The organism is Streptomyces sp. NBC_00989 (assembly GCF_045162655.1).
Classification (GTDB): Bacteria; Actinomycetota; Actinomycetes; order Streptomycetales; family Streptomycetaceae; genus Streptomyces.
Window position 1 is genome coordinate 5,315,636 of record NZ_CP108728.1, and the last position, 20,314, is coordinate 5,335,949.

The following is a 20,314-nucleotide window of genomic DNA, read 5'->3' on the forward strand; positions in this document are numbered from 1 at the left end:
CGAACCGTCAGCGAGCCATGATCAAACTCATCGCCTCGTTACGGGTAGCCGGATCCCGCAGCTGCCCCCGCACAGCCGACGTGATGGTCTTGGCGCCCGGCTTCCGCACCCCCCGCATCGACATGCACATGTGCTCGCACTCGACGACGACGATGACACCACGCGGGTCCAGGATCTCCATCAGCGAGTCGGCGATCTGCGTGGTCAGCCGTTCCTGCACCTGCGGCCGCCGCGCGTAGACGTCCACCAGCCGGGCCAGCTTCGACAGCCCGGTGATCTTCCCGTCGGAGGACGGGATGTACCCGACGTGGGCGACCCCGACGAACGGCACCAGATGGTGTTCACAGTTGCTGAGGACCTCGATGTCCTTCACCAGGACCATCTCGTCGTGCCCCAGGTCGAACGTCGTCGTCAGCACATCCTCGGGCTTCTGCCACAGCCCCGCGAATATCTCCTTGTACGCCCGCGCCACCCGCGCCGGCGTCTCCCTGAGCCCCTCCCGGTCCGGGTCCTCGCCGACCGCGATCAGCAGTTCGCGTACGGCGTTCTCGGCGCGCTTCTCGTCGAAGACGCCGATCGTTCCCTCGCCGTCCAGCGTCACGGGGTCGGTCATGTCGTGCCTCGTTCCTGTGCGGGTCGCGCGTGTGCGGACACACGCCTCAGTTGCGGGCATATGGAAAAGCCGCGCCCCCCAGGCTAAATCCAGGGGGGCGCGGCTTCCATTTCGGACCGTGTGAGACTCGCGTCAGTTGTCGGGGCGCTCCTCCGGGGCCTTCTCCAGCGTGGGAGAGGACTCGGCGGTCGCACCGGCGGTGATCGCGGGACCCACGCCGTTCGTCCCGTTCGTCAGTGACAGCTCCTTGGGGGAGAGCACCGGCGGGCGGGTGGACGGCGTACGGCGGGAGGAGCCGGTCCAGGAGGGACGGGCCGGACGCCGGATGATCGGAGTGAAGATCTCGGCGATCTGCTCCTTGTTCAGCGTCTCCTTCTCCAGCAGCTGGAGCACGAGCGCGTCGAGCACGTCACGGTTCTCGACCAGGATCTCCCAGGCCTCGTTGTGCGCGTTCTCGATGAGCTTCTTGACCTCTTCGTCGACGAGCGCGGCGACCTCTTCCGAGTAGTCGCGCGGGTGCGACATCTCCCGGCCCAGGAAGGGCTCGGTGTTGTCGCCGCCGAACTTGATCGCGCCGAGGCGCTCGGTCATGCCGTACTGCGTGACCATCGCGCGGGCCGTCGCGGTGGCCTTCTCGATGTCGTTCGCGGCGCCCGTGGTCGGGTCGTGGAAGACCAGTTCCTCGGCCGCGCGGCCGCCCAGCATGTAGGCCAGCTGGTCGAGCATCTCGTTGCGCGTGGTCGAGTACTTGTCCTCTTCCGGCAGGACCATCGTGTAGCCCAGAGCACGGCCTCGGGAGAGGATCGTGATCTTGTGCACCGGGTCGGAGTTCGGGGAAGCCGCCGCGACCAGGGCGTGTCCGCCCTCGTGGTACGCGGTGATCTTCTTCTCCTTCTCCGACATGATCCGGGTCCGCTTCTGCGGGCCCGCGACCACACGGTCGATCGCCTCGTCCAGCATGGAGTTGTCGATCAGCTTGCGGTTGCCTCGGGCGGTGAGCAGGGCGGCCTCGTTGAGGACGTTGCTCAGGTCCGCGCCGGTGAAGCCCGGCGTACGGCGTGCGACGGCCGACAGATCGACGTCCGGTGCGACCGGCTTGCCCTTCTGGTGGACCTTGAGGATCTCCAGACGGCCCTGCATGTCCGGGCGGTCGACCGCGATCTGGCGGTCGAAGCGGCCGGGGCGCAGGAGGGCCGGGTCGAGGATGTCGGGCCGGTTCGTCGCGGCGATGAGGATCACGCCGCCCTTGACGTCGAAGCCGTCCATCTCGACGAGCAGCTGGTTCAGCGTCTGCTCGCGCTCATCGTGACCACCGCCGAGGCCGGCGCCGCGATGGCGGCCGACCGCGTCGATCTCGTCGACGAAGACGATCGCCGGAGCGTTCGCCTTGGCCTGCTCGAACAGGTCACGGACTCGGGAGGCACCGACACCGACGAACATCTCGACGAAGTCGGAACCGGAGATCGAGTAGAAGGGCACCCCGGCCTCGCCCGCGACGGCGCGCGCCAGCAGGGTCTTGCCGGTGCCGGGAGGGCCGTACAGGAGTACGCCCTTGGGGATCTTGGCGCCGACGGCCTGGAACTTCGCCGGCTCCTGGAGGAACTCCTTGATCTCGTGCAGTTCCTCGACGGCCTCGTCGGAGCCCGCGACGTCCGCGAACGTCGTCTTCGGAGTGTCCTTGGTGATGAGCTTGGCCTTGGACTTCCCGAAGTTCATGACTCGGGAGCCGCCGCCCTGCATCTGGTTCATCAGGAACAGGAAGACGACCACGATGAGGACGAAGGGGAGCAGGGACAGCAGGATCCCGACGAAAGCGTTCTGCTTCGTCGGCGACACCGTGTAGCCGTCCGGAATCTGCTTGTCCTGGTACTTGGTCTGCAGCGTGGCCGCGAGGTCCACGCCCTGGTCGCCGATGTAGCTCGCTTGGATCTTGGAGCTGCCGTCGACCTTCGAACCGCTCTTGAGCGTGACCTTGATGGTCTGCTCGTCGCCGGTGGTGATCTTGGCCGACTCGACCTTGTTGTCATTGATCGCCTGGACGACCTGGCCTGTGTCCACCGTCTTGTAGCCGCCGGACGAGCCGACGACCTGCATCAACACGACCACGGCAAGGACGGCCAGCACGATCCACATGACCGGCCCACGGAAGTATCGCTTCACGTCCATCCATACGGAGCGAAGTCGCTCCGTCCCTCCTGCCATAGTGAGTTTGATAAAGACAGTTCTTCTGACCGTACCCCAGCATTGTGGGCCGAGGCCGCACAGGACTGCTGGGAGACGCGTCTGCATGCTCCAACGGCGCGAAACCCGCTGGGGTTCCCGATCGTCTTACAGGGCTTGGGCCGAGTGGCTCAGCCGCCGTAGACGTGCGGCGCGAGCGTACCGACGAACGGGAGGTTGCGGTACTTCTCCGCGTAGTCGAGGCCGTAGCCGACGACGAACTCGTTCGGGATGTCGAAGCCGACCCACTCCACGTCGATGGCGACCTTGGCCGCCTCCGGCTTGCGGAGCAGGGTGCAGATCTTCAACGAGTCGGGCTCGCGCGAGCCGAGGTTGGAGATCAGCCAGGACAGGGTCAGACCCGAGTCGATGATGTCCTCGACGATGAGGACGTGCTTGCCCTTGATGTCGGTGTCGAGGTCCTTGAGGATCCGCACGACACCGGAGGACTGGGTGCCCGCGCCGTACGACGACACGGCCATCCAGTCCATGGTGACGGGGGTGGACAGCGCCCGGGCGAGGTCCGCCATGACCATCACCGCGCCCTTGAGGACGCCGACGATCAAAAGGTCCTTGCCCGCGTACTCCGCGTCGATCTTCGCGGCGAGCTCCACGAGCTTCGCGTCGATCTCTTCCTTGGTGATGAGCACCGACTGGAGGTCGTCACCCATGTCTTTCGCGTCCACCCGCATCACTTTCGGTCGTCCAACCGGCTACTACCTGGCCCCGCCCCCGGAGGCCCGGAGGGGGTGTCGATTCAGCCTTGCCGAATCACCAGTCTGCCACCCTGGCGCCGGGCGACGACCTTGCCCGGGAGATTGATGGCTCCCTGGCCGCGCCAGCCGGTGATCAGGCGGTCGACTTCCTCGATGTGCCGGGCGAACAGCGAACCGGCCGGGGCGCCCGCCTGGATGGCCGCGCGGCGCAGGATGCGGCGGCGCACGGCGGGCGGCAGGGCGTAGAGCTTTGCGCATTCCAGGAGGCCGGTGGCGTCCCGTACGGAGGCCTCTGCCTGGCTGGCCCAGGTGTCGAGGGCGTCGGCGTCGTCCCGGGACAGCTGCGCCGTACGGGCGAGCGCTTCCACGACCCCTTTGCCGAGCGCCTTCTCCAGGGCCGGCAGGCCTTCGTGGCGCAGACGGGAACGCGTGTACGCGGGGTCGGCGTTGTGCGGGTCGTCCCAGACGGGCAGCGACTGGACCATGCAGGCCTTGCGGGCGGTCTGCCGGTCGAGTTGCAGGAAGGGGCGGCGGTAACGGCCGTCGGCCCCCGAGACCGCGGCCATTCCGGACAGGGAGCGGATACCGGAGCCGCGGGCGAGGCCCAGCAGGACGGTTTCGGCCTGGTCGTCGCGGGTGTGGCCGAGCAGGACGGCGGCGGCGCCGTGTCGTGCGGCGCAGTCGTCGAGGGCTGCGTAGCGGGCGTCCCGGGCGGCTGCCTCGGGGCCGCCCTCGCGGCCCACGGTCACGGAAGTGGCTTCCACGGGGTCCAGGCCCAGTTCGCGCAGACGCAGGACGACCTCGTCGGCGCGGAGGTCGGAGCCGGCCTGGAGGCCGTGGTCGACGGTGATGCCGCCGGCCCGGATGCCCAGCTTGGGGGCTTCGAAGGCGAGGGCGGAGGCGAGGGCCATGGAATCGGCGCCGCCGGAGCATGCGACGAGCACGAGCGGCGAGGGCGGGCGCTCGTGCGAGCTGTGCCGGGAGGCGCCGGCGGTCTGCAGGGCCTCGTGGTCGGTGAGGATGTCGTGGAGGACGCGGCGGACCGCCAGGCGTATCGCCGCGACCGCAGGATGGGGACCCATGTCCGGTTCCCTTCATGAAGTTTTCGGGGGGTTGGCCCGAGGTTCAGTCACTCAGAGTGTGTAGATGGTGACAGAACCGGGGCGTTCCCCGAGCATCGCACGCCTACCCATCGCTCACGGTCCCTCGGACGGGTGATTGCAGGGGCGTTCGCCTGCCGTCGGCCGGATTCGTTTCACCACGCCCGCGACCGGTTCACGACTCGGCCTTGCGATGCACCCGCGCGACCCAGTCCGCCGGTTTGGCGATCTCCGTCTTGGTCGGCAACGTGTTCGGGGAAGTCCACACGCGGTTGAAGCCGTCCATGCCCACCTGGTCGACGACCGCCCGCACGAACCGCTCGCCGTCCCGGTACTGCCTCAGCTTGGCGTCGAGGCCGAGCAGCTTGCGCAGCGCCGAGTCCAGCCGGGAGGCGCCCTTCGCACGACGCTGCTGGAACTTCTCGCGGATCTCGGCGACGCTCGGCACCACGTCAGGACCGACGCCGTCCATCACGAAGTCGGCGTGCCCCTCCAGGAGAGACATCACCGCGGTGAGCCGGCCGAGGATCTCCCGCTGGGCGGGCGTCTGCACGATCTCCACGAGGGACCGGCCCTCGTCGTCCTCCTCGCCCTCGGGCCGACCGCCCGCCAACGACTGGGCGGCCTCCCGGATGCGCTCCAGGACGGTCATGGGGTCGACTTCGGTCTCCCCCAAGAACGACTGGATCTCGCCCTCCAGGTGGTCGCGCAGCCAGGGCACGGCCGTGAACTGCGTGCGGTGCGTCTCCTCGTGCAGGCACACCCACAGGCGGAAGTCGTGGGGCTCTACGTCGAGTTCGCGCTCCACGTGCACGATGTTCGGCGCGACGAGCAGCAGCCGTCCGCCCTTCGCCCCCGCCGGCAGTTCGCGGGACGCCGGGGCGAACGTCTCGTACTGACCGAGCACGCGCGAGGACAGGAACGACAGCAGCATGCCCAGCTCCACGCCGGTGACTTTGCCGCCGACCGCGCCGAAGACCGCGCCCCCGGGGGTGTTGCCGCGCCGCTCCTGCATCTTGTCGAGCAGCGGCTTGAGGACCTCCCGGAACCCGGCGACGTTCGCCCGGACCCAGCCGGGGCGGTCGACGACCAGGATCGGGGTGTCGTGGATGTCGTCCGTACCCATCCGGGTGAAACCCCGGACGTGTTGCTCCGAGGCCTTCGCATGCCGGCGCAGCTCCGCGACGACGGCCCGGGCCTCGTCACGGCTCACCTCGGGGCCCGGCCGCACAAGTCGGGTCGCGGTCGCCACCGCGAGATTCCAGTCGACCATCTCGGCACCACCGATGCTCGTCATGCGTCAACCGTACGTGAGCGCTGCCGCTTGGGGCAGGCCGCGAGGTCGGTCAGGTGAGCGTCTGCCTGAACGGCACCCGGTTACGAGCTACAGCCGCAGGCCGCCAGCGCCGTTGCCGTGTGGTCCAGGGCCGACTGGGCCTCCAGGGCGTTCGTCGTGTTGGAGGTCAGGAAGGCGAAGGCGAGGAGTTGGCCGTCCTTGTCCACGACCGTGCCCGCGAGCGTGTTGACGCCCGTCAGGGTGCCCGTCTTGGCGCGGACGACGCCCGCCGCTCCCGTCGCGTCCGTGTAGCGGGTCGTCAGGGTGCCGGTGAAGCCGGCGATGGGAAGGCCGGTGAGCACCGGGCGGAGTTCGGGGTGGGTCGGGTCGCCGGCCTTGACCAGGAGGGCGGTCAGGAGGTCGGCGGTGAGGCGGTCGTCGCGGTCGAGACCGCTGCCGTCGTTGAACACGGCGCCCCTGACCGGGAGTTGAAGCTTCGTCAGCTGGGCGCGGATCGCGGCGGCGCCACCGCCGAAGTCGGCCCGCTTCCCCGTCGCGACGGCGGTCTGGCGGGCCAGCGCCTCCGCGATGTCGTTGTCGCTGTTGGTCAGCATCCGCTCGACGATGTCGGACAGCGGGGGCGAGGAGACCGTGGCGAGGGTGGCGGCGCGGCCGGTCGCCTTCGAAGGGCCCGGAGACGTCGTCTTGATGCCGTGGTCCTGGAGGAAGCCCGCGAACTTCTCGGCCGCGTCCGCCGCCGGGTCCGTCACACGCTTGACCTGGCCGCTGGACGAGTCGTCCGTACGACCCTCGTCGGCCATCAGGGCGCTGACCGGGGCGAGGTTGTCGTTGACCCCGATCGGGTGGAGTTCGGAACCGGCGTACAGGGTCGTGTCGTACGACAGCGTCACCGCGCGCGTGCCGTGCTTCTTCAGGGCGGCCGCCGTGCTGTCGGCAAGCGTGCGCAGGCTGGCCCAGCCGTCGGCGTCCTTGTGGGCCGTCAGGGTGGGGTCGCCGCCGCCGACCAGGACGAGTTCCCCGGTGTCGGGCTCCAGGGCGGCACGGGTGGTGAAGCGGTGGTCGGCGCCCATCGCGGAGAGGGCGGCCACGGCGGTGGCGATCTTCGTCGTGGAAGCCGGGGTCAACGCGTCGTCCGCGCCGACTCCGTAGAGGCGCTTTCCGGTCGAGACGTCCACCACGGCGGCCGTGTGGCGGGTGCCGAGCGCCGAGTTGTCCAGAAGGGGACTGAGGACGTCCGCGAGGGCCGTGCCGGTCGGGGCCGACTTCACGGTGCTGGCGGCGCCGCCGAGACCGACGAGGACGGATGCGGCGCTGGGGGCGGGTCGGGGTGCCTTGGCGGACGTATCGTAATTACGGCCGTGATCTACGCCACCTGACTGTTCCTGTGCGGCTGCGTAGTCCCGCTCGGCCGTACGCTGACCCGAGGAGTCCCAGGGACCGGCGACGGTCACCACACCGGCGGCCAGCGCCATTCCGGCGGTGGCGGCGACGGCGGTGAACTGCCAGGTCTTGTTCGGCCGCGGCAACTTCGCGACCTGAGGTGACACGGATCCGACGAGCCGGGCGACCTTCGGTGACACGGCTCGGGTGAGCCGCGTGGCCTGTGGTCCCACGGCTCGGGTGAGCCGCGCGACCTGGGGTGACACCGCTTGTGTGACCCGTGTGACCTGCGGTTTCACGGATTGCGCGGCCCGCTCGAGACGGGGCCGGACGGCTCGCGCGACCCGCTTCACTTGCGGTCTCGCGGCCCGCCAAGGCCTCAGCTCCGGCACGACCACCAGCCCCTTTCGCGATCACACACCTGCGTGAGGGACACTTAACCACCAGAACTATGTGCTGATCATGGAGGAGCCACCGGTGGAGTTCGACGTCACGATCGAGATCCCGAAGGGTTCGCGGAACAAGTACGAGGTGGACCACGAGACCGGTCGGATCCGCCTGGACCGTCGTCTCTTCACCTCGACCAGTTACCCGGCCGACTACGGCTTCGTCGAGAACACTCTCGGCGAGGACGGCGACCCGCTCGACGCGCTGGTCATCCTGGAGGAGCCGACTTTCCCCGGCTGCCTCATCAAGTGCCGCGCGATCGGCATGTTCCGGATGACCGACGAGGCCGGCGGCGACGACAAGCTGCTGTGCGTCCCGGCGTCCGACCCGCGTGTGGAGCACCTGCGTGACATCCACCACGTGTCGGAGTTCGACCGCCTGGAGATCCAGCACTTCTTCGAGGTCTACAAGGACCTGGAGCCCGGCAAGTCGGTCGAGGGCGCCAACTGGGTGGGCCGTACGGACGCCGAGGCGGAGATCGAGCGCTCGTACAAGCGACTCAAGGAGCAGGGCGGCCACTGAGCCCCCCGCGCACTGACGGGCCGCACGCACACGCGTGCGGCCCGCCCGCCCGTCGCCCGACCACCACCCCTCAACGAGGCGCTACGCGCCGCCCCTCCTGATCGTCTGTGCGCATACTGAGGATCACTGGAGGTGTCGTACAGGGAGTGCTACGGAGTGACGGAAGCGGAGGACCGCAAGCCGCAGTCGGACGAGGCCAGGAGTGCGTTCACGGCGCCCTCGGGTGTCGCGGCCGTTGACGGCGAGTCGTCCACGACATCGGAGTTCGCCGTTCCGCAGGGGCTCGGCGTAGCCGCGCCGGCCGTCGACGAGTCCGAGGGTTCGGCGTTCAGTCCGCCCAGCCTCTACAGCGCGCGCAAGGCGCCGCCCGCCTTCACGCCGCCGACCGGGATCCCCGTCGTCAGCCTCACCAAGGACGTGCCCTGGCAGGACCGCATGCGCACGATGCTGCGGATGCCGGTGACCGAGCGGCCCGCTCCGGAGCCGGTGCAGAAGCCGGACGACAGCGGTCCCGCCGTACCGCGCGTGCTCGATCTGACGCTCCGCATCGGCGAGTTGCTGCTCGCGGGCGGCGAGGGCGCCGAGGACGTCGAGGCGGCGATGTTCGCGGTCTGCCGCTCCTACGGCCTCGACCGCTGCGAGCCGACCGTCACCTTCACCCTGCTCTCGATCTCTTATCAGCCCTCCCTGGTGGACGATCCGGTCACCGCGTCACGGACCGTACGGCGCCGGGGCACCGACTACACGAGGCTCGCGGCCGTGTTCCGGCTGGTCCAGGACCTCAGCGACCCGGAGACCGCGCTCTCCTTGGAGGACGCCTACCGGCGGCTCGCGGAGATGCGGCGCAACCGGCACCCGTACCCCGGCTGGGTGCTGACCTCCGCCAGTGGACTGCTCGCCGGTGCCGCCTCCGTGCTCGTCGGCGGTGACATCATCGTGTTCTTCGCCGCCGCGCTCGGCGCGATGCTCGGCGACCGGCTGGCGTGGCTGTGCGCGGGGCGCGGGCTGCCGGAGTTCTACCAGTTCACCGTCGCCGCGATGCCGCCCGCCGCGATAGGGGTCGCGCTCACGGTCGCCAACGTCGACGTGAAGGCCTCCGCGGTCATCACCGGTGGGCTGTTCGCCCTGCTGCCCGGGCGGGCGCTCGTGGCGGGCGTACAGGACGGTCTGACCGGCTTCTACATCACCGCGGCGGCCCGGCTCCTGGAAGTCATGTACTTCTTCGTCGGCATCGTGGCCGGCGTCCTGATCGTCCTGTACTTCGGCGTGAAGCTCGGCGCCCAGCTCAACCCGGACGTGGCCCTCGGCAACTCCGACCGGCCGCTGTGGCAGATCGGCGCGTCCGTCCTGCTGTCGCTGACCTTCGCTGTACTGCTCCAGCAGGAACGATCCACCGTGCTGCTCGTGTCGCTCAACGGGGGTGTCGCCTGGTCGGTCTACGGGGCGATGTACTTCGTCGCGGGGATCTCGCCGGTCGCCTCTACGGCCGTCGCGGCGGGGCTGGTCGGGCTGTTCGGGCAGTTGCTGTCGCGATACCGGTTCGCGTCGGCGTTGCCCTACACGACCGCGGCGATCGGGCCCCTGTTGCCGGGTTCCGCCACCTACTTCGGGCTGTTGGCGATCGCCCAGAACGAGGTCGACAAGGGGCTGGTGTCGTTGGCCTCGGCGGCGTCTCTCGCCATGGCCATCGCCATCGGGGTCAATCTGGGGTCGGAGATCTCGCGGCTGTTCCTGCGGATTCCGGGGGCTTCGGCGGGGGCGCGGCGGGCTGCCAAGCGGACCAGGGGGTTCTGAGCGCCCAATACGCGGAGCCGCACATCGATACAGCCCCGCGCCCCTATGGGGCGCGCTGTCGCTAGGCCTGCGGATAGCCGCCGTTCTGTGAATACCCCTGCCCCTGACCCTGGCCCGGGTTGTCGTACGGGGGGTACTGCTGGTTGCCGTACGGCTGTTGCTGCGGCTGGTACGTCTGCTGGGGGTACGGCTGCTGCTGCGGCTGGGGCTGGGCGTAGTACTGGTCGTAGCCGTTGTTCTGGTCGTAGCCGTTGTTCTGGTCGTAGCCGCTGTTGCTCTGGGGCTCGTCGATGCGGCGGAGCTGGGTCGTCGAGTCGTCCATGATCACCGGGAAGGGCTGGGTCGCGGCCGGGTCGCCAGGCTGCTCTCCGGGGCCCTGGGGGTTCTTCTTCGCCTTGGAGCGGGCGCGGAGGAACTCGATGATGATCGGGACCACGGAGATCAGGACGATCAGGATCAGGATCGCTTCGATGTTCTTGTGGACGAAGTCGATGTTGCCGAGCCAGGAGCCGAGCAGGGTCACGCCCGCGCCCCACAGGACGCCGCCGATGATGTTGAACGTGATGAAGGAGCGGTACTTCATGCCGCTGACGCCGGCGATGATCGGCGTGAACGTGCGCACGATGGGCACGAAGCGGGCCAGGACCAGGGACTTGGGGCCGTACTTCTCGAAGAACTCGTGCGCCTTGACCACGTTCTCCTGCTTGAAGAGGCGTGAGTCCGGGCGGTTGAAGAGCGAGGGGCCGACCTTCTTGCCGAAGACGTAGCCCGCCTGGTCGCCGAGGATCGCGGCGACGCAGATCAGCGCGACGGCCGCCCACAGCGGGAAGTCGAGCGTGCCCGCGGTGATCAGCAGGCCGCAGGTGAACAGCAGCGAGTCACCCGGCAGGAAGAACCCGATGAGCAGGCCGGACTCCGCGAAGACCACGAGCAGGAGGCCCCAGATTCCGAACCGGTCGAGCATGGTGTTCGGATCGAGCCAGCTCGGGCCGAGGGCGAGCGTCATCACGGTTCCGGGCTCCTGAGGGGTGGAGGGAGGTGCCAGCGTCCAGGTACAGCCGCACAAAGCTATCAACGCGATGTGTCCGTCCCAGGTTCCACCGGTGACTCCAGGATGCACTGTGCGCCCCATAGGACAAAGCTGTGAGCCATGGGTATCGACGAATACGGCGGCGGCCAGGGGCCGCAGGCCGATGTGCTGGTCGTGACGACGAACGACATCCCCGGCTACCGGGTCGAGCAGGTGATCGGCGAGGTCTTCGGGCTGACCGTGCGCTCACGGCATCTCGGCAGCCAGATCGGCGCGGGTCTGAAGTCGATGGTCGGCGGTGAACTGAAGGGGCTCACCAAGACCCTCGTGCAGACCCGCAACCAGGCCATGGAGCGGCTCATCGAGCAGGCACGCGCGCGTGGGGCCAACGGCGTCCTGGCGTTCCGCTTCGACGTGACCGAGGCGGCGGACGTGGGCACCGAGGTGTGCGCCTACGGGACGGCGGTGATCCTGGCCCGGGAGTAGCGGTACCCCCGGGCCGGGCTCCTAGGAGGAGGTGTGCCGGGACGCGTTCGCCAGGATCGCGTCCCTCAGGTGTTCGGCCAGGCCCGAGGCCATCGCGTCGTAGAACGCCTTGAAGCGCTCGTCGGAGACGTACATCTCGGCGAGACAGACGTGCATCTCGTAGGAGCACGCGTAGAACCAGCGGTCGATGTGCAGGCGATGTTCCTCGGCGAGGTCCAGCGCCGCGTCGGCGGTGGGGAGTTGGCCGGTGGTCACCAGGGTGGCGTAACGCTCGCTCCAGGCGTCGACCTCGGCCTGGAGCCGCTTCCAGTCGGCCTTCGTGTAGCGGGCGGCCCTGCGCTGCGACTCGGCGTAGGACTCGGTGCCGCCCCAGCGCTGTTCGGCCTCTTCGGCGTACTGCTCGGGGTCCTTGTCGCCGAAGACCTCGAAGCGTTCCTCGGGGGTGAGGTTGATGCCCATCGTGCGTGCCTCCATGGCGTGCTCCACGGCCTCGGCCATCTTCCGCAGCTTCTCGATCCGGGCGGTCAGCAGCTCATGCCGGCGGCGCAGATGCGCGCGCGGGTCCGCCTCCGGGTCGTCGAGCAGGGCCGCGACCTCGTCGAGCGGGAAGCCGAGTTCCCGGTAGAACAGGATCTGTTGCAGCCGGTCGAGGTCGGCGTCGCCGTAGCGCCGATGACCCGCGTGGCTGCGCTCGCTGGGTACGAGCAGGCCGATGTCGTCGTAGTGGTGCAACGTGCGCACGGTGACCCCGGCGAATCCGGCGACCTGCCCCACGGAGTAGGAGTCGTCCCGTCCTACGGAGTAGCTCACTTCCGCTCCCTTCTTGTGTACGCGCTCCACGCTGAGGCCTCACGTCACGTGAGGTGCAAGCCCCCACGGCCAAGCCGCACAGCTCCGTAGGCCCTGCCTCCTCAAGATGTTCGGTCCGTTTTGCCCGCTTATGGTGAGCCCGTGGCCCAGGACAGCGCGCAACAGGCACCCGTTGCCCCTACGACCCCGGCGCGCGCCCTGCTGCCGTTGATCGTCCCCGCTCTGGTCGTGGGCGTGCTCGCGAGTCTGCTGTTCATCGGGGTCAGCGAGGCGGCCGAGCAGCTTCAACACGTGCTCTGGAAGAACCTGCCCGACGCCTTGGGTATCGGCCGGTACTCGGTGCTGTGGATGCTCGTCATGCTGACGGCCACCGGAGTCGTCGTCGGGCTGGTGGTGTGGAAGGTGCCCGGACACGCCGGTCCCGATCCGGCGACCACCGGCCTGGAGGCCGTACCGCTGCCGCCCGCGGTGCTGCCCGGTCTGGTGCTGGCGACCGCGCTGATGCTCGCCGGCGGGCCGAGTCTGGGGCCCGAGAACCCGATCATCGCCGTGAACGTGGGGCTCGCGCTGTGGGCGGGGCGCAGGCTGGCGCCGCGGGTGCCGGGCGGGGTGTGGGGGGCACTGGCCGAGTCGGCGACGATCGGGGCGCTGTTCGGGACGCCGGTCGCGGCGGCGCTGCTCATCTCGGAGGCGCTGGCCGCGCGGCAGACCAAGGGCGCGCTGTGGGACAACGTGTTCGCGCCGCTCGCCGCGGCCGGGGCGGGTGCCATGACGACCACCCTGGTGGCCCATCCGACCTTCGACCTGCATCTGCCCGCGTTCGGCAGGCCCGGCTGGGGCGATCTGCTGGCCGTGCTGGTGCTGGCTCCGCTGGCCGCGGCGCTCGGCATGGTGGCCGTCTACCTCTTCCCGTACGCCCATGGCGCCTTCTCCCGGCTCAAACACCCCATGCTGACGCTCCCGGCCGGTGGACTGGTCCTGGGCCTTCTGGCGGCCGTGGGCGGCCATCTGACGCTCTTCAAGGGGCTGGACGAGGTCGGGGAACTGGCGGCCGATCCCGAGGGCTGGTCGGCGGGCCAGTTCGCGACGATGACCGTCGTGAAACTGGCGGCACTGCTGGTCGCCGCGTCCTGCGGCTTCCGGGGCGGCCGAATCTTCCCTTCCGTCTTCATCGGCGTCGCGTTCGGCCTCTTCGCCCACGCGGTCGTGCCCGCCGTGGACCCGGCACTAGCGGTCGCCGCCGGCGTCCTGGGCATGCTCCTCGCGATCACCAGGCAAGGCTGGGTGAGCCTGTTCACGGCCGCGATCCTGGTGGCCTCCCCGGCGATCCTCGCCCTTCTCTGCATCGCCTCACTGCCGGCCTGGCTGCTGGTGACCGGGCGGCCGCAGATGCAGTTGCGCGCGGACGGAACTCCGGTTCGCTAGTACCCGTTGGTTCTTTTGATCCTTATCGGAGGCAAGCCCATGCCGTTGCACGAAGGTCCCGAGACGCCCGCCGAGCGCCCCATGTCCGTGAACCCCTTCTACGGAGAGGCCAATCCGGTCGGCGGCATGACCGAGGCCCCGCCCAAGCACCGGCTTCCGGACGCACCGTTGCCTCCGATGACGGCGGTCCAGCTCGTGCACGACGAGCTGATGCTGGACGGCAACTCCCGCCTGAACCTGGCGACTTTCGTGACCACCTGGATGGAGCCGGAAGCCGGCGTCCTGATGGCGGAGTGCCGCGACAAGAACATGATCGACAAGGACGAGTACCCACGCACGGCGGAGCTGGAGAAACGCTGCGTGGCAATGCTCGCGGACCTGTGGAACGCGCCGGACCCCTCATCCGCGGTGGGCTGCTCGACGACCGGCTCCAGCGAGGCCTGCATGCTCGCCGGGATGGCCCTCAAGCGCCGCTGGACACAGCGCAACAAGGACCGCTACCCGGCCGCCCGCCCGAACCTGGTGATGGGCGTCAACGTCCAGGTCTGCTGGGAGAAGTTCTGCAACTTCTGGGAGGTCGAAGCGCGCCAAGTCCCCATGGAGGGCGACCGCTTCCACCTCGACCCTCAGGCCGCCGCCGAGCTGTGCGACGAGAACACGATCGGCGTCGTCGGCATCCTCGGCTCCACCTTCGACGGTTCCTACGAGCCGATCGCCGACCTGTGCGCCGCCCTCGACGCCCTCCAGGAGCGCACCGGCCTCGACATCCCGGTCCACGTGGACGGCGCGTCCGGCGCCATGGTCGCGCCCTTCCTGGACCCGGACCTGATCTGGGACTTCCGCCTCCCGCGCGTGGCCTCGATCAACACCTCGGGGCACAAGTACGGCCTGGTCTACCCGGGCGTCGGCTGGGCCCTGTGGCGCGACAAGGAGGCCCTCCCGGAGGAACTCGTCTTCCGCGTCAACTACTTGGGCGGCGACATGCCCACCTTCGCCCTCAACTTCTCCCGCCCCGGCGCCCAAGTAGTCGCCCAGTACTACACGTTCCTACGCCTGGGCCGAGAGGGCTACCGCGCGGTGCAGCAGTCCACCCGGGACGTGGCCCGCGGCCTGGCCGACCGCGTCGAAGCCCTCGGCGACTTCAAACTCCTCACCCGGGGCGACGAGTTGCCGGTCTTCGCCTTCACCACCGCACCCCACGTCGAGACCTACGACGTGTTCGACGTCTCCCGCCGCCTACGCGAACACGGCTGGCTGGTCCCGGCGTACACCTTCCCAGCAAACAGACAGGACCTCTCGGTCCTCCGGATCGTATGCCGCAACGGCTTCTCGGCAGACCTGGCGGAACTCTTCCTGGACGACCTGACCCGCCTACTCCCCGAACTACGCCGCCAGCCCCACCCCTTCACCCCCGACAAGGGAGCGGCAACGGGCTTCCACCACTGAGCCACGAGGGCGGCAGGCCGCGTACGGCGAGAAGGTGACGTGTCGGGGGGTGTCCGCCCGCAGCGGTTGGCGCGTCAAGCACGCCCGAGCCGATGACCAACAGCCCCCGCGCCAATCCGAGGACGGAGACCCCCCGGCGCGGCGCCGCCCCCCAACAAACCGCAGGCGAACCACGACGCACCCGCACCCAGAACGAAGCCGCACCCCACACCACCCAGGGGCGCGGGGCTGTATCAATGTGCGGCTCCGCCGCGTGGGCGCGACCAGCCCCTACGCACCCGCACCCGAAGACTCAGCCCCCAAGCCCCCGAAACCGCCGCACCGCCAGCGGAAAGAACACAACCAGCAAGCCCAACGGCCAGACCACGGCGGCCCAGACGTGCCCCGGTTCACCCCCGGGCCCACCAAATAGCTCACGCACGGCAGTCGCGGTCTGAGACATCGGATTCCACTGAACGACCGAGCCCAACCACCCGGGCATGGCAGCAGGCGTAGCCAACGCATTGGACAGAAACCCGACCGGCCACACCAGAATCTGCACGGCCTGCACCATCTCAGGCCGCCCCGCCACCAACGCCAACTCGATCCCGACCCACAGCATGGCGAACCGAAAGAGCAGCAACAGCCCCACGGCGCCCAGGAATTGCCCCGGCCCGGCATGCGGACGCCAGCCGAGCCCCAGCCCGACCCCGATCAGCACGACCAGCCCGATCGCCGACTGAAGCATGTCGGCGGCCGAACGCCCCACCAGGACCGCCCCGTCGGCCATCGGCATCGACCGAAAACGGTCGATCACCCCCTTGTTGAGGTCCTGAGTGACGGCAAGCATCGTGCCCTCCAGGCCGAAGGCCATGGTCAGCGCGAGCATCCCGGGCACCAGGTAGTCGACGTAGTCACCCTCGACCGCCCGCCCACCACCGACCAGATAGCCGAACATCAACAACAGCATCACCGGAAAGACCAGACTCACCACGACCTGCACGGGCTGCCGCGCCCAGTGGGCGAGTTCACGCCGGGTCATGGTCCAGGAATCGGTCAGAGCGTAGGCACTCACACGGCCTCCTTCAGATTCGTACGACGGCCCACGCCCGCCCCATCCCCGTCCCCATCCCTATCCCCGTCCCCCGTGAGATGCAGGAACACCTCGTCCAGGGTCGGCCGCCGCAACGCCACATCCTCGGCATCGATCCCGCCCTCCTCCAGCGCCCGCACGACTCCGGAGAGCGCCGTCATCCGGTCGGAGACCGGCGCGCTGAGCAGCCGCTGATCCGCATCGACCCGGATGTCGCCAGCAGGCAGCGGCAACAGGGCGACAGCGGCCCCCAGTTGACCCGCGTCACGCAGAACGACGTCGATACGGTCGCCACCCATTCGGGACTTCAGCTCGTCGGGGCTGCCGTCGGCGATGACCCGCCCCCGATCAACCACCGAGACCCGATGGGCGAGTTGATCGGCCTCCTCCAGGTACTGCGTGGTGAGCAGAACCGTCGTACCACCCCCGACGAGGGAGCGGACCGCCGTCCACACCTCGGCCCGGCCGCGCGGGTCGAGGCCGGTGGTCGGCTCGTCCAGGAAGAGGATCTCGGGCGCGGTGACGAGCGAGGCGGCGAGATCCAGCCGACGCCGCATGCCTCCGCTGTAGGCGCGAACCGGCTTACGGCCGGTGTCGGCGAGGTCGAAGCGTTCCAGGAGTTCATCGGCACGCACACGCGCGTGGCGGGCGCCGAGGTGATGGAGCCGGCCGAACATCTCCAGGTTCTGCCGACCACCCAACTCCTCGTCCAAAGCCGCGTGTTGACCGAGCAGACCGATACGGAAGCGAACCGCGCGGGCCTCGCTCAGCACGTCGTACCCCGCGACCTCGACACGACCGGAGTCGGGCCGCAACAGGGTGGACAAAATGCGCACCAGGGTGGTCTTGCCCGCGCCATTGGGCCCGAGCACCCCGTGCACGGTGCCGCGCGCGACGCTCAGGTCGAGCCCGTCCAGCGCCTTCTTGACCCCCTTGGAGCCGTCACCCCCATCAGCCCCCTTGGCCTTCCGGCTCTTCCGGCTCTTCTTCTCGCCGTACGTCTTGTGCGCGTCCTCGACGATGATCGCCGCGTCGGCCACTGGACACCCCTTCGCTAGTCAAACTTGACTACACGCTCGAAAGTAACCCCGGAAGGCTCGTTAGTCAAACTTGATTAGCGGGCGTCCCCGGGATGCGGCTCCCCCGTCGCGTACGGGTTCTCATCGCCGTCCTTCAAGACACCGACGAACGGCTGGCCACCCTCCCCCACGAAGGTGTACGCCCCGCCCTCGATGCGCTCGATCAGCCCCCGGGTCCACGCGGCCTCGGCGTCGGCCGTGTGGACCCAGAGGTTCATGATCTCGCCGATGTGGCCCAGCTGTTCGGGGCCGCCCTCGGGGATGTAGTAGTCGGTGACCGAGGCCCGCCACTGGGCGATACCCCGGGTGCGCTTCTCAAGCAGCGCCACCACCTCGGCTCTGGGCAGGTCGACGATGCCCCCGATGGCGGCCGACTTCACGTCCATCTGCTGGTCGTACGACGACAGCGCCTCGCGCAGCAGCCGGAAGTACTCCTCGTTGCCCCCGTCGGTGATCTCGTACTCCGTGCGCGGCGGACCCCCGACGGTGGACGGCGCGATCTCGTGGGCGTGCAGGAAGCCCTGCTTGGCCAGTTGCTTGAGCGCGTGGTAGATCGAGCCGGGCTTGGCGTTGGACCACTCGTGCGCGCCCCAGTACTCCAGGTCGTTGCGCACCTGATAGCCGTGGGCCCGCCCGTGCTGGCGCACGGCGTTGAGCACGAGGAGACGGATCGCTGACATGGGGCCAGCGTATGACCCGGCAGGTCAGCCCCAGGTCGTGCCCCGCTCCTTGGCGACCAGCTCGAACGCGGTGGCGCCGTCGAGGGACTCGCGGATGATGTCGGCATGACCGGCGTGCCGGGCGGTCTCGCGGATCAGGTGCAGGCACACCCACCGCACGGAGACACTCCCCTCGGGGAACCAGGGCTGGTCCGGCAGCGGGAAGGTGTCGTCGAGGCTGGGCACCGAGCGGACGTACGCCTCGGTCTCGGCGGCGACCTTCTCCCAGTACGCGAGTTGCGACTCGACACTCTCGCCGTCGACCAGCTGGAACGTCTCGTGCCAGTTGGTCTGGTCGCGCTGGACGGCCGGCGGCTCCTGCTTCGCCCGCGCGATCCAGCTTTGCTCGACCTCGGCGCAGTGCTTGAGCAGCCCGGAGAGGGAGAGTTCGCTCGCGCTCGGCTTGCTCGCGGCCTGCTCTTCGGTCAGCCCGAGCAGCGCCCTGCGGATACCGCCCCGCTGCTCCTCGATGAACGAGAGCAGCGCCCCGCGCTCGTCGCCCTGTGCCTCTGCGGGTACGTGCGTGACCATGACGTTCGCCTTTCGCCGGTGCCGGCAGGGAGCCTGTCCCCTGCCTGACACCGACGAAGCTACGGGCCATTGAGGTCAGTTTCTGTCCTCAATGGCCCGGGCTACGGCGTCGTACTCAAAAACCAGCTACGCAAGGGATCAGACAAGGGATCAGAACGGGAACCCGCTCCGCCCGTGCTGCACCGAGATCCACTTCAGGCTGGTGAACGCGTCCAGCATCGACTCGCCGTTGAGGCGGCCCACGCCGGAGGCCTTCTCGCCGCCGAAGGGGACGATCGGCTCGTCGTGGACGGTGCCGTCGTTGACGTGGAACATGCCCGTGTCGATCTGCTTGGCGAAGTTCACGCCGCGCTCGATGTCGCCCGTGTGGACGGCGCCGCTGAGGCCGTACGGCGTGTCGTTGACGATGCTCACGGCCTCCTCCTCGCCGTCGAACGGGATGAGGAAGGCGACCGGGCCGAAGACCTCCTGGCGGAGCAGGTCCGAGCCGGCGGGGACGTCGGTGAGGACCGAGGGCGCGACCAGGTTGTCGGTGGTCGTGCCGTGGACCAGCGCCGTCGCGCCTTCCGCGATCGCCTGCTCGACGACACCCGAAAGGGCGTCCGCCTGCGAGGAGTTGATGACCGGGCCGATGACCGTCTGCGGGTCGCGCGGGTCGCCGACCTTGAGGGACTTGACCTTGGCGACGAACTTCTCGGTGAACTCGTCCCGGATCGACCGGTCGACCAGGACCCGGTTCGCGGCCATGCAGACCTGGCCCTGGTGGACGTAGCGGCTGAAGACCGCGGCGTCGACCGCGTAGTCGATGTCGGCGTCGTCGAGGACCACGATCGCGCTGTTGCCGCCGAGTTCGAGCACCGTGCGCTTGAACAGCCCGGCGCAGACGGTCGCGACGTGGCGGCCGACCTTGTCGGAGCCGGTGAAGGAGATGACCTTCGGGATCGGGTGCTCGATGAACGCGTCGCCGATCTCCGCGATGTCCGTGATGACGACGTTGAGGAGACCGCCCGGCAGGCCCGCGTCCTCGAAGATCTTCGCGACCAGGGAGCCGCCGACGATCGGGGTGTTCTGGTGCGGCTTGAGGACCACGCCGTTGCCCAACGCCAGTGCGGGGGCTACCGACTTGAGGGAGAGGAGGAAGGGGAAGTTGAAGGGGCTGATCACGCCTACGACGCCCACCGGGACGCTGTAGACGCGGTTCTCCTTGCCGTCGACCGGCGAGGGGATGATCCGGCCCTGGGGGCGCAGCGCGAGGTGGATCGCCTCGCGCAGGAACTCCTTGGCGAGGTGCAGTTCGAAGCCGGCCTTCAGGTGCGTGCCGCCGAGTTCGGCGATGATCACCTCGGCGATCTCCTGCTCGCGGTCCTCGATGAGCCGCAGGGCCTTCTCGAACACGGCACGGCGGGTGTAGGGGTTGGTCGCGGCCCATGCCTTCTGGGCGCGGGCGGCCGCCTGGTACGCCTCGTCGACCTCGTCGACCGTGGCTATCGTGATCGACGCGAGCTTCTCGCCGTCGTACGGGTTGAAGTCGATGATGTCCCAGGAGCCGGTGCCCGGGCGCCACTCACCGTCGATGTACTGCTGAGCCAGGTCGGTGAAGTAGGACGACATGTGTGATCCCTCAATC

18 protein-coding genes are annotated in these 20,314 nt (G+C 69.0%); 5 read left to right on the forward strand and 13 right to left on the reverse strand.

Annotated elements, in window-relative coordinates:
- Positions 1-7: 7 nt before the first annotated feature.
- From folE to dacB, 6 genes are all read right to left on the reverse strand, one after another.
- Positions 8-613 (reverse strand): GTP cyclohydrolase I FolE, encoded by a 606-nt coding sequence (gene folE, locus OG714_RS23215; RefSeq protein ID WP_406123709.1) that lies wholly within the window; start codon positions 611-613, stop codon positions 8-10.
- Positions 614-745: 132 nt separating this feature from the next.
- Positions 746-2,779: an ATP-dependent zinc metalloprotease FtsH gene (gene ftsH / locus OG714_RS23220; RefSeq protein ID WP_406123711.1), complete on the reverse strand. Its 2,034-nt coding sequence runs from the start codon at positions 2,777-2,779 to the stop codon at positions 746-748.
- A gap of 185 nt (positions 2,780-2,964) precedes the next feature.
- On the reverse strand, positions 2,965-3,525 hold the full coding sequence (gene hpt / locus OG714_RS23225) for a hypoxanthine phosphoribosyltransferase (protein ID WP_019064278.1): 561 nt from the start codon (positions 3,523-3,525) through the stop codon (positions 2,965-2,967).
- Between the two features lie 65 nt (positions 3,526-3,590).
- A complete protein-coding gene (tilS, locus tag OG714_RS23230; protein WP_406123713.1) occupies positions 3,591-4,631 on the reverse strand; it encodes a tRNA lysidine(34) synthetase TilS in 1,041 nt (346 codons plus the stop codon).
- A gap of 193 nt (positions 4,632-4,824) precedes the next feature.
- Positions 4,825-5,946 (reverse strand): zinc-dependent metalloprotease, encoded by a 1,122-nt coding sequence (locus tag OG714_RS23235; RefSeq protein ID WP_318017967.1) that lies wholly within the window; start codon positions 5,944-5,946, stop codon positions 4,825-4,827.
- An 80-nt stretch (positions 5,947-6,026) separates the two neighbouring features.
- A complete protein-coding gene (gene dacB, locus OG714_RS23240) occupies positions 6,027-7,724 on the reverse strand; it encodes a D-alanyl-D-alanine carboxypeptidase/D-alanyl-D-alanine-endopeptidase (protein WP_406123716.1) in 1,698 nt (565 codons plus the stop codon).
- A gap of 79 nt (positions 7,725-7,803) precedes the next feature.
- Here dacB and OG714_RS23245 point away from each other — a divergent pair, with 79 nt between their 5' ends.
- Together OG714_RS23245 and OG714_RS23250 are read left to right on the forward strand one after the other, a co-directional pair.
- Positions 7,804-8,295, forward strand: a complete 492-nt coding sequence (locus OG714_RS23245) for an inorganic diphosphatase (protein WP_019070224.1) — start codon at positions 7,804-7,806, stop codon at positions 8,293-8,295.
- Between the two features lie 156 nt (positions 8,296-8,451).
- Positions 8,452-10,089 carry a threonine/serine exporter ThrE family protein gene (locus OG714_RS23250; RefSeq protein WP_406123718.1) on the forward strand — a complete coding sequence of 546 codons (1,638 nt, stop codon included), beginning with the start codon at positions 8,452-8,454 and terminating at the stop codon, positions 10,087-10,089.
- Positions 10,090-10,150: 61 nt separating this feature from the next.
- Here the strand turns inward: OG714_RS23250 and OG714_RS23255 are convergent, their stop codons facing one another.
- Positions 10,151-11,095, reverse strand: coding sequence for a DedA family protein (locus OG714_RS23255; RefSeq protein WP_406131916.1), 945 nt, complete (start codon positions 11,093-11,095; stop codon positions 10,151-10,153).
- Between the two features lie 144 nt (positions 11,096-11,239).
- Here OG714_RS23255 and OG714_RS23260 point away from each other — a divergent pair, with 144 nt between their 5' ends.
- Positions 11,240-11,605, forward strand: a complete 366-nt coding sequence (locus tag OG714_RS23260; protein ID WP_406123720.1) for a YbjQ family protein — start codon at positions 11,240-11,242, stop codon at positions 11,603-11,605.
- Between the two features lie 21 nt (positions 11,606-11,626).
- On the opposite strand, the gene OG714_RS23265 is transcribed toward OG714_RS23260, so the two are convergent.
- Positions 11,627-12,415, reverse strand: a complete 789-nt coding sequence (locus tag OG714_RS23265; protein ID WP_406123722.1) for a MerR family transcriptional regulator — start codon at positions 12,413-12,415, stop codon at positions 11,627-11,629.
- A gap of 141 nt (positions 12,416-12,556) precedes the next feature.
- On the opposite strand from OG714_RS23265, the gene OG714_RS23270 reads away from it, so the two are divergent.
- Positions 12,557-13,840, forward strand: coding sequence for an ion channel protein (locus OG714_RS23270; protein ID WP_406123724.1), 1,284 nt, complete (start codon positions 12,557-12,559; stop codon positions 13,838-13,840).
- A gap of 39 nt (positions 13,841-13,879) precedes the next feature.
- Positions 13,880-15,286, forward strand: a complete 1,407-nt coding sequence (locus tag OG714_RS23275) for a glutamate decarboxylase (protein ID WP_406123726.1) — start codon at positions 13,880-13,882, stop codon at positions 15,284-15,286.
- Positions 15,287-15,578: 292 nt separating this feature from the next.
- On the opposite strand, the gene OG714_RS23280 is transcribed toward OG714_RS23275, so the two are convergent.
- From OG714_RS23280 to OG714_RS23300, 5 genes are all read right to left on the reverse strand, one after another.
- Positions 15,579-16,340, reverse strand: a complete 762-nt coding sequence (locus OG714_RS23280) for an ABC transporter permease (RefSeq protein WP_406123728.1) — start codon at positions 16,338-16,340, stop codon at positions 15,579-15,581.
- Positions 16,337-17,398, reverse strand: coding sequence for an ATP-binding cassette domain-containing protein (locus tag OG714_RS23285; protein WP_406123730.1), 1,062 nt, complete (start codon positions 17,396-17,398; stop codon positions 16,337-16,339). Before OG714_RS23285 ends, OG714_RS23280 begins: the two co-directional genes overlap by 4 nt.
- A gap of 74 nt (positions 17,399-17,472) precedes the next feature.
- Positions 17,473-18,117 carry a PadR family transcriptional regulator gene (locus OG714_RS23290; protein WP_406123732.1) on the reverse strand — a complete coding sequence of 215 codons (645 nt, stop codon included), beginning with the start codon at positions 18,115-18,117 and terminating at the stop codon, positions 17,473-17,475.
- A gap of 24 nt (positions 18,118-18,141) precedes the next feature.
- Positions 18,142-18,687, reverse strand: coding sequence for a DinB family protein (locus OG714_RS23295; RefSeq protein ID WP_406123734.1), 546 nt, complete (start codon positions 18,685-18,687; stop codon positions 18,142-18,144).
- Positions 18,688-18,837: 150 nt separating this feature from the next.
- Positions 18,838-20,298, reverse strand: coding sequence for an aldehyde dehydrogenase family protein (locus tag OG714_RS23300; RefSeq protein ID WP_406123736.1), 1,461 nt, complete (start codon positions 20,296-20,298; stop codon positions 18,838-18,840).
- Positions 20,299-20,314: the final 16 nt, after the last annotated feature.

Coding starts and splice junctions, on each gene's coding strand:
- folE (WP_406123709.1), bottom strand. CDS start 613: ATGACCGACCCCGTGACGCTGGACGGCGAGGGAACGATCGGCGTCTTC.
- ftsH (WP_406123711.1), bottom strand. CDS start 2,779: ATGGACGTGAAGCGATACTTCCGTGGGCCGGTCATGTGGATCGTGCTG.
- hpt (WP_019064278.1), bottom strand. CDS start 3,525: ATGCGGGTGGACGCGAAAGACATGGGTGACGACCTCCAGTCGGTGCTC.
- tilS (WP_406123713.1), bottom strand. CDS start 4,631: ATGGGTCCCCATCCTGCGGTCGCGGCGATACGCCTGGCGGTCCGCCGC.
- OG714_RS23235 (WP_318017967.1), bottom strand. CDS start 5,946: ATGACGAGCATCGGTGGTGCCGAGATGGTCGACTGGAATCTCGCGGTG.
- OG714_RS23255 (WP_406131916.1), bottom strand. CDS start 11,095: ATGACGCTCGCCCTCGGCCCGAGCTGGCTCGATCCGAACACCATGCTC.
- OG714_RS23260 (WP_406123720.1), top strand. CDS start 11,240: ATGGGTATCGACGAATACGGCGGCGGCCAGGGGCCGCAGGCCGATGTG.
- OG714_RS23275 (WP_406123726.1), top strand. CDS start 13,880: ATGCCGTTGCACGAAGGTCCCGAGACGCCCGCCGAGCGCCCCATGTCC.
- OG714_RS23290 (WP_406123732.1), bottom strand. CDS start 18,117: ATGTCAGCGATCCGTCTCCTCGTGCTCAACGCCGTGCGCCAGCACGGG.
- OG714_RS23295 (WP_406123734.1), bottom strand. CDS start 18,687: ATGGTCACGCACGTACCCGCAGAGGCACAGGGCGACGAGCGCGGGGCG.
- OG714_RS23300 (WP_406123736.1), bottom strand. CDS start 20,298: ATGTCGTCCTACTTCACCGACCTGGCTCAGCAGTACATCGACGGTGAG.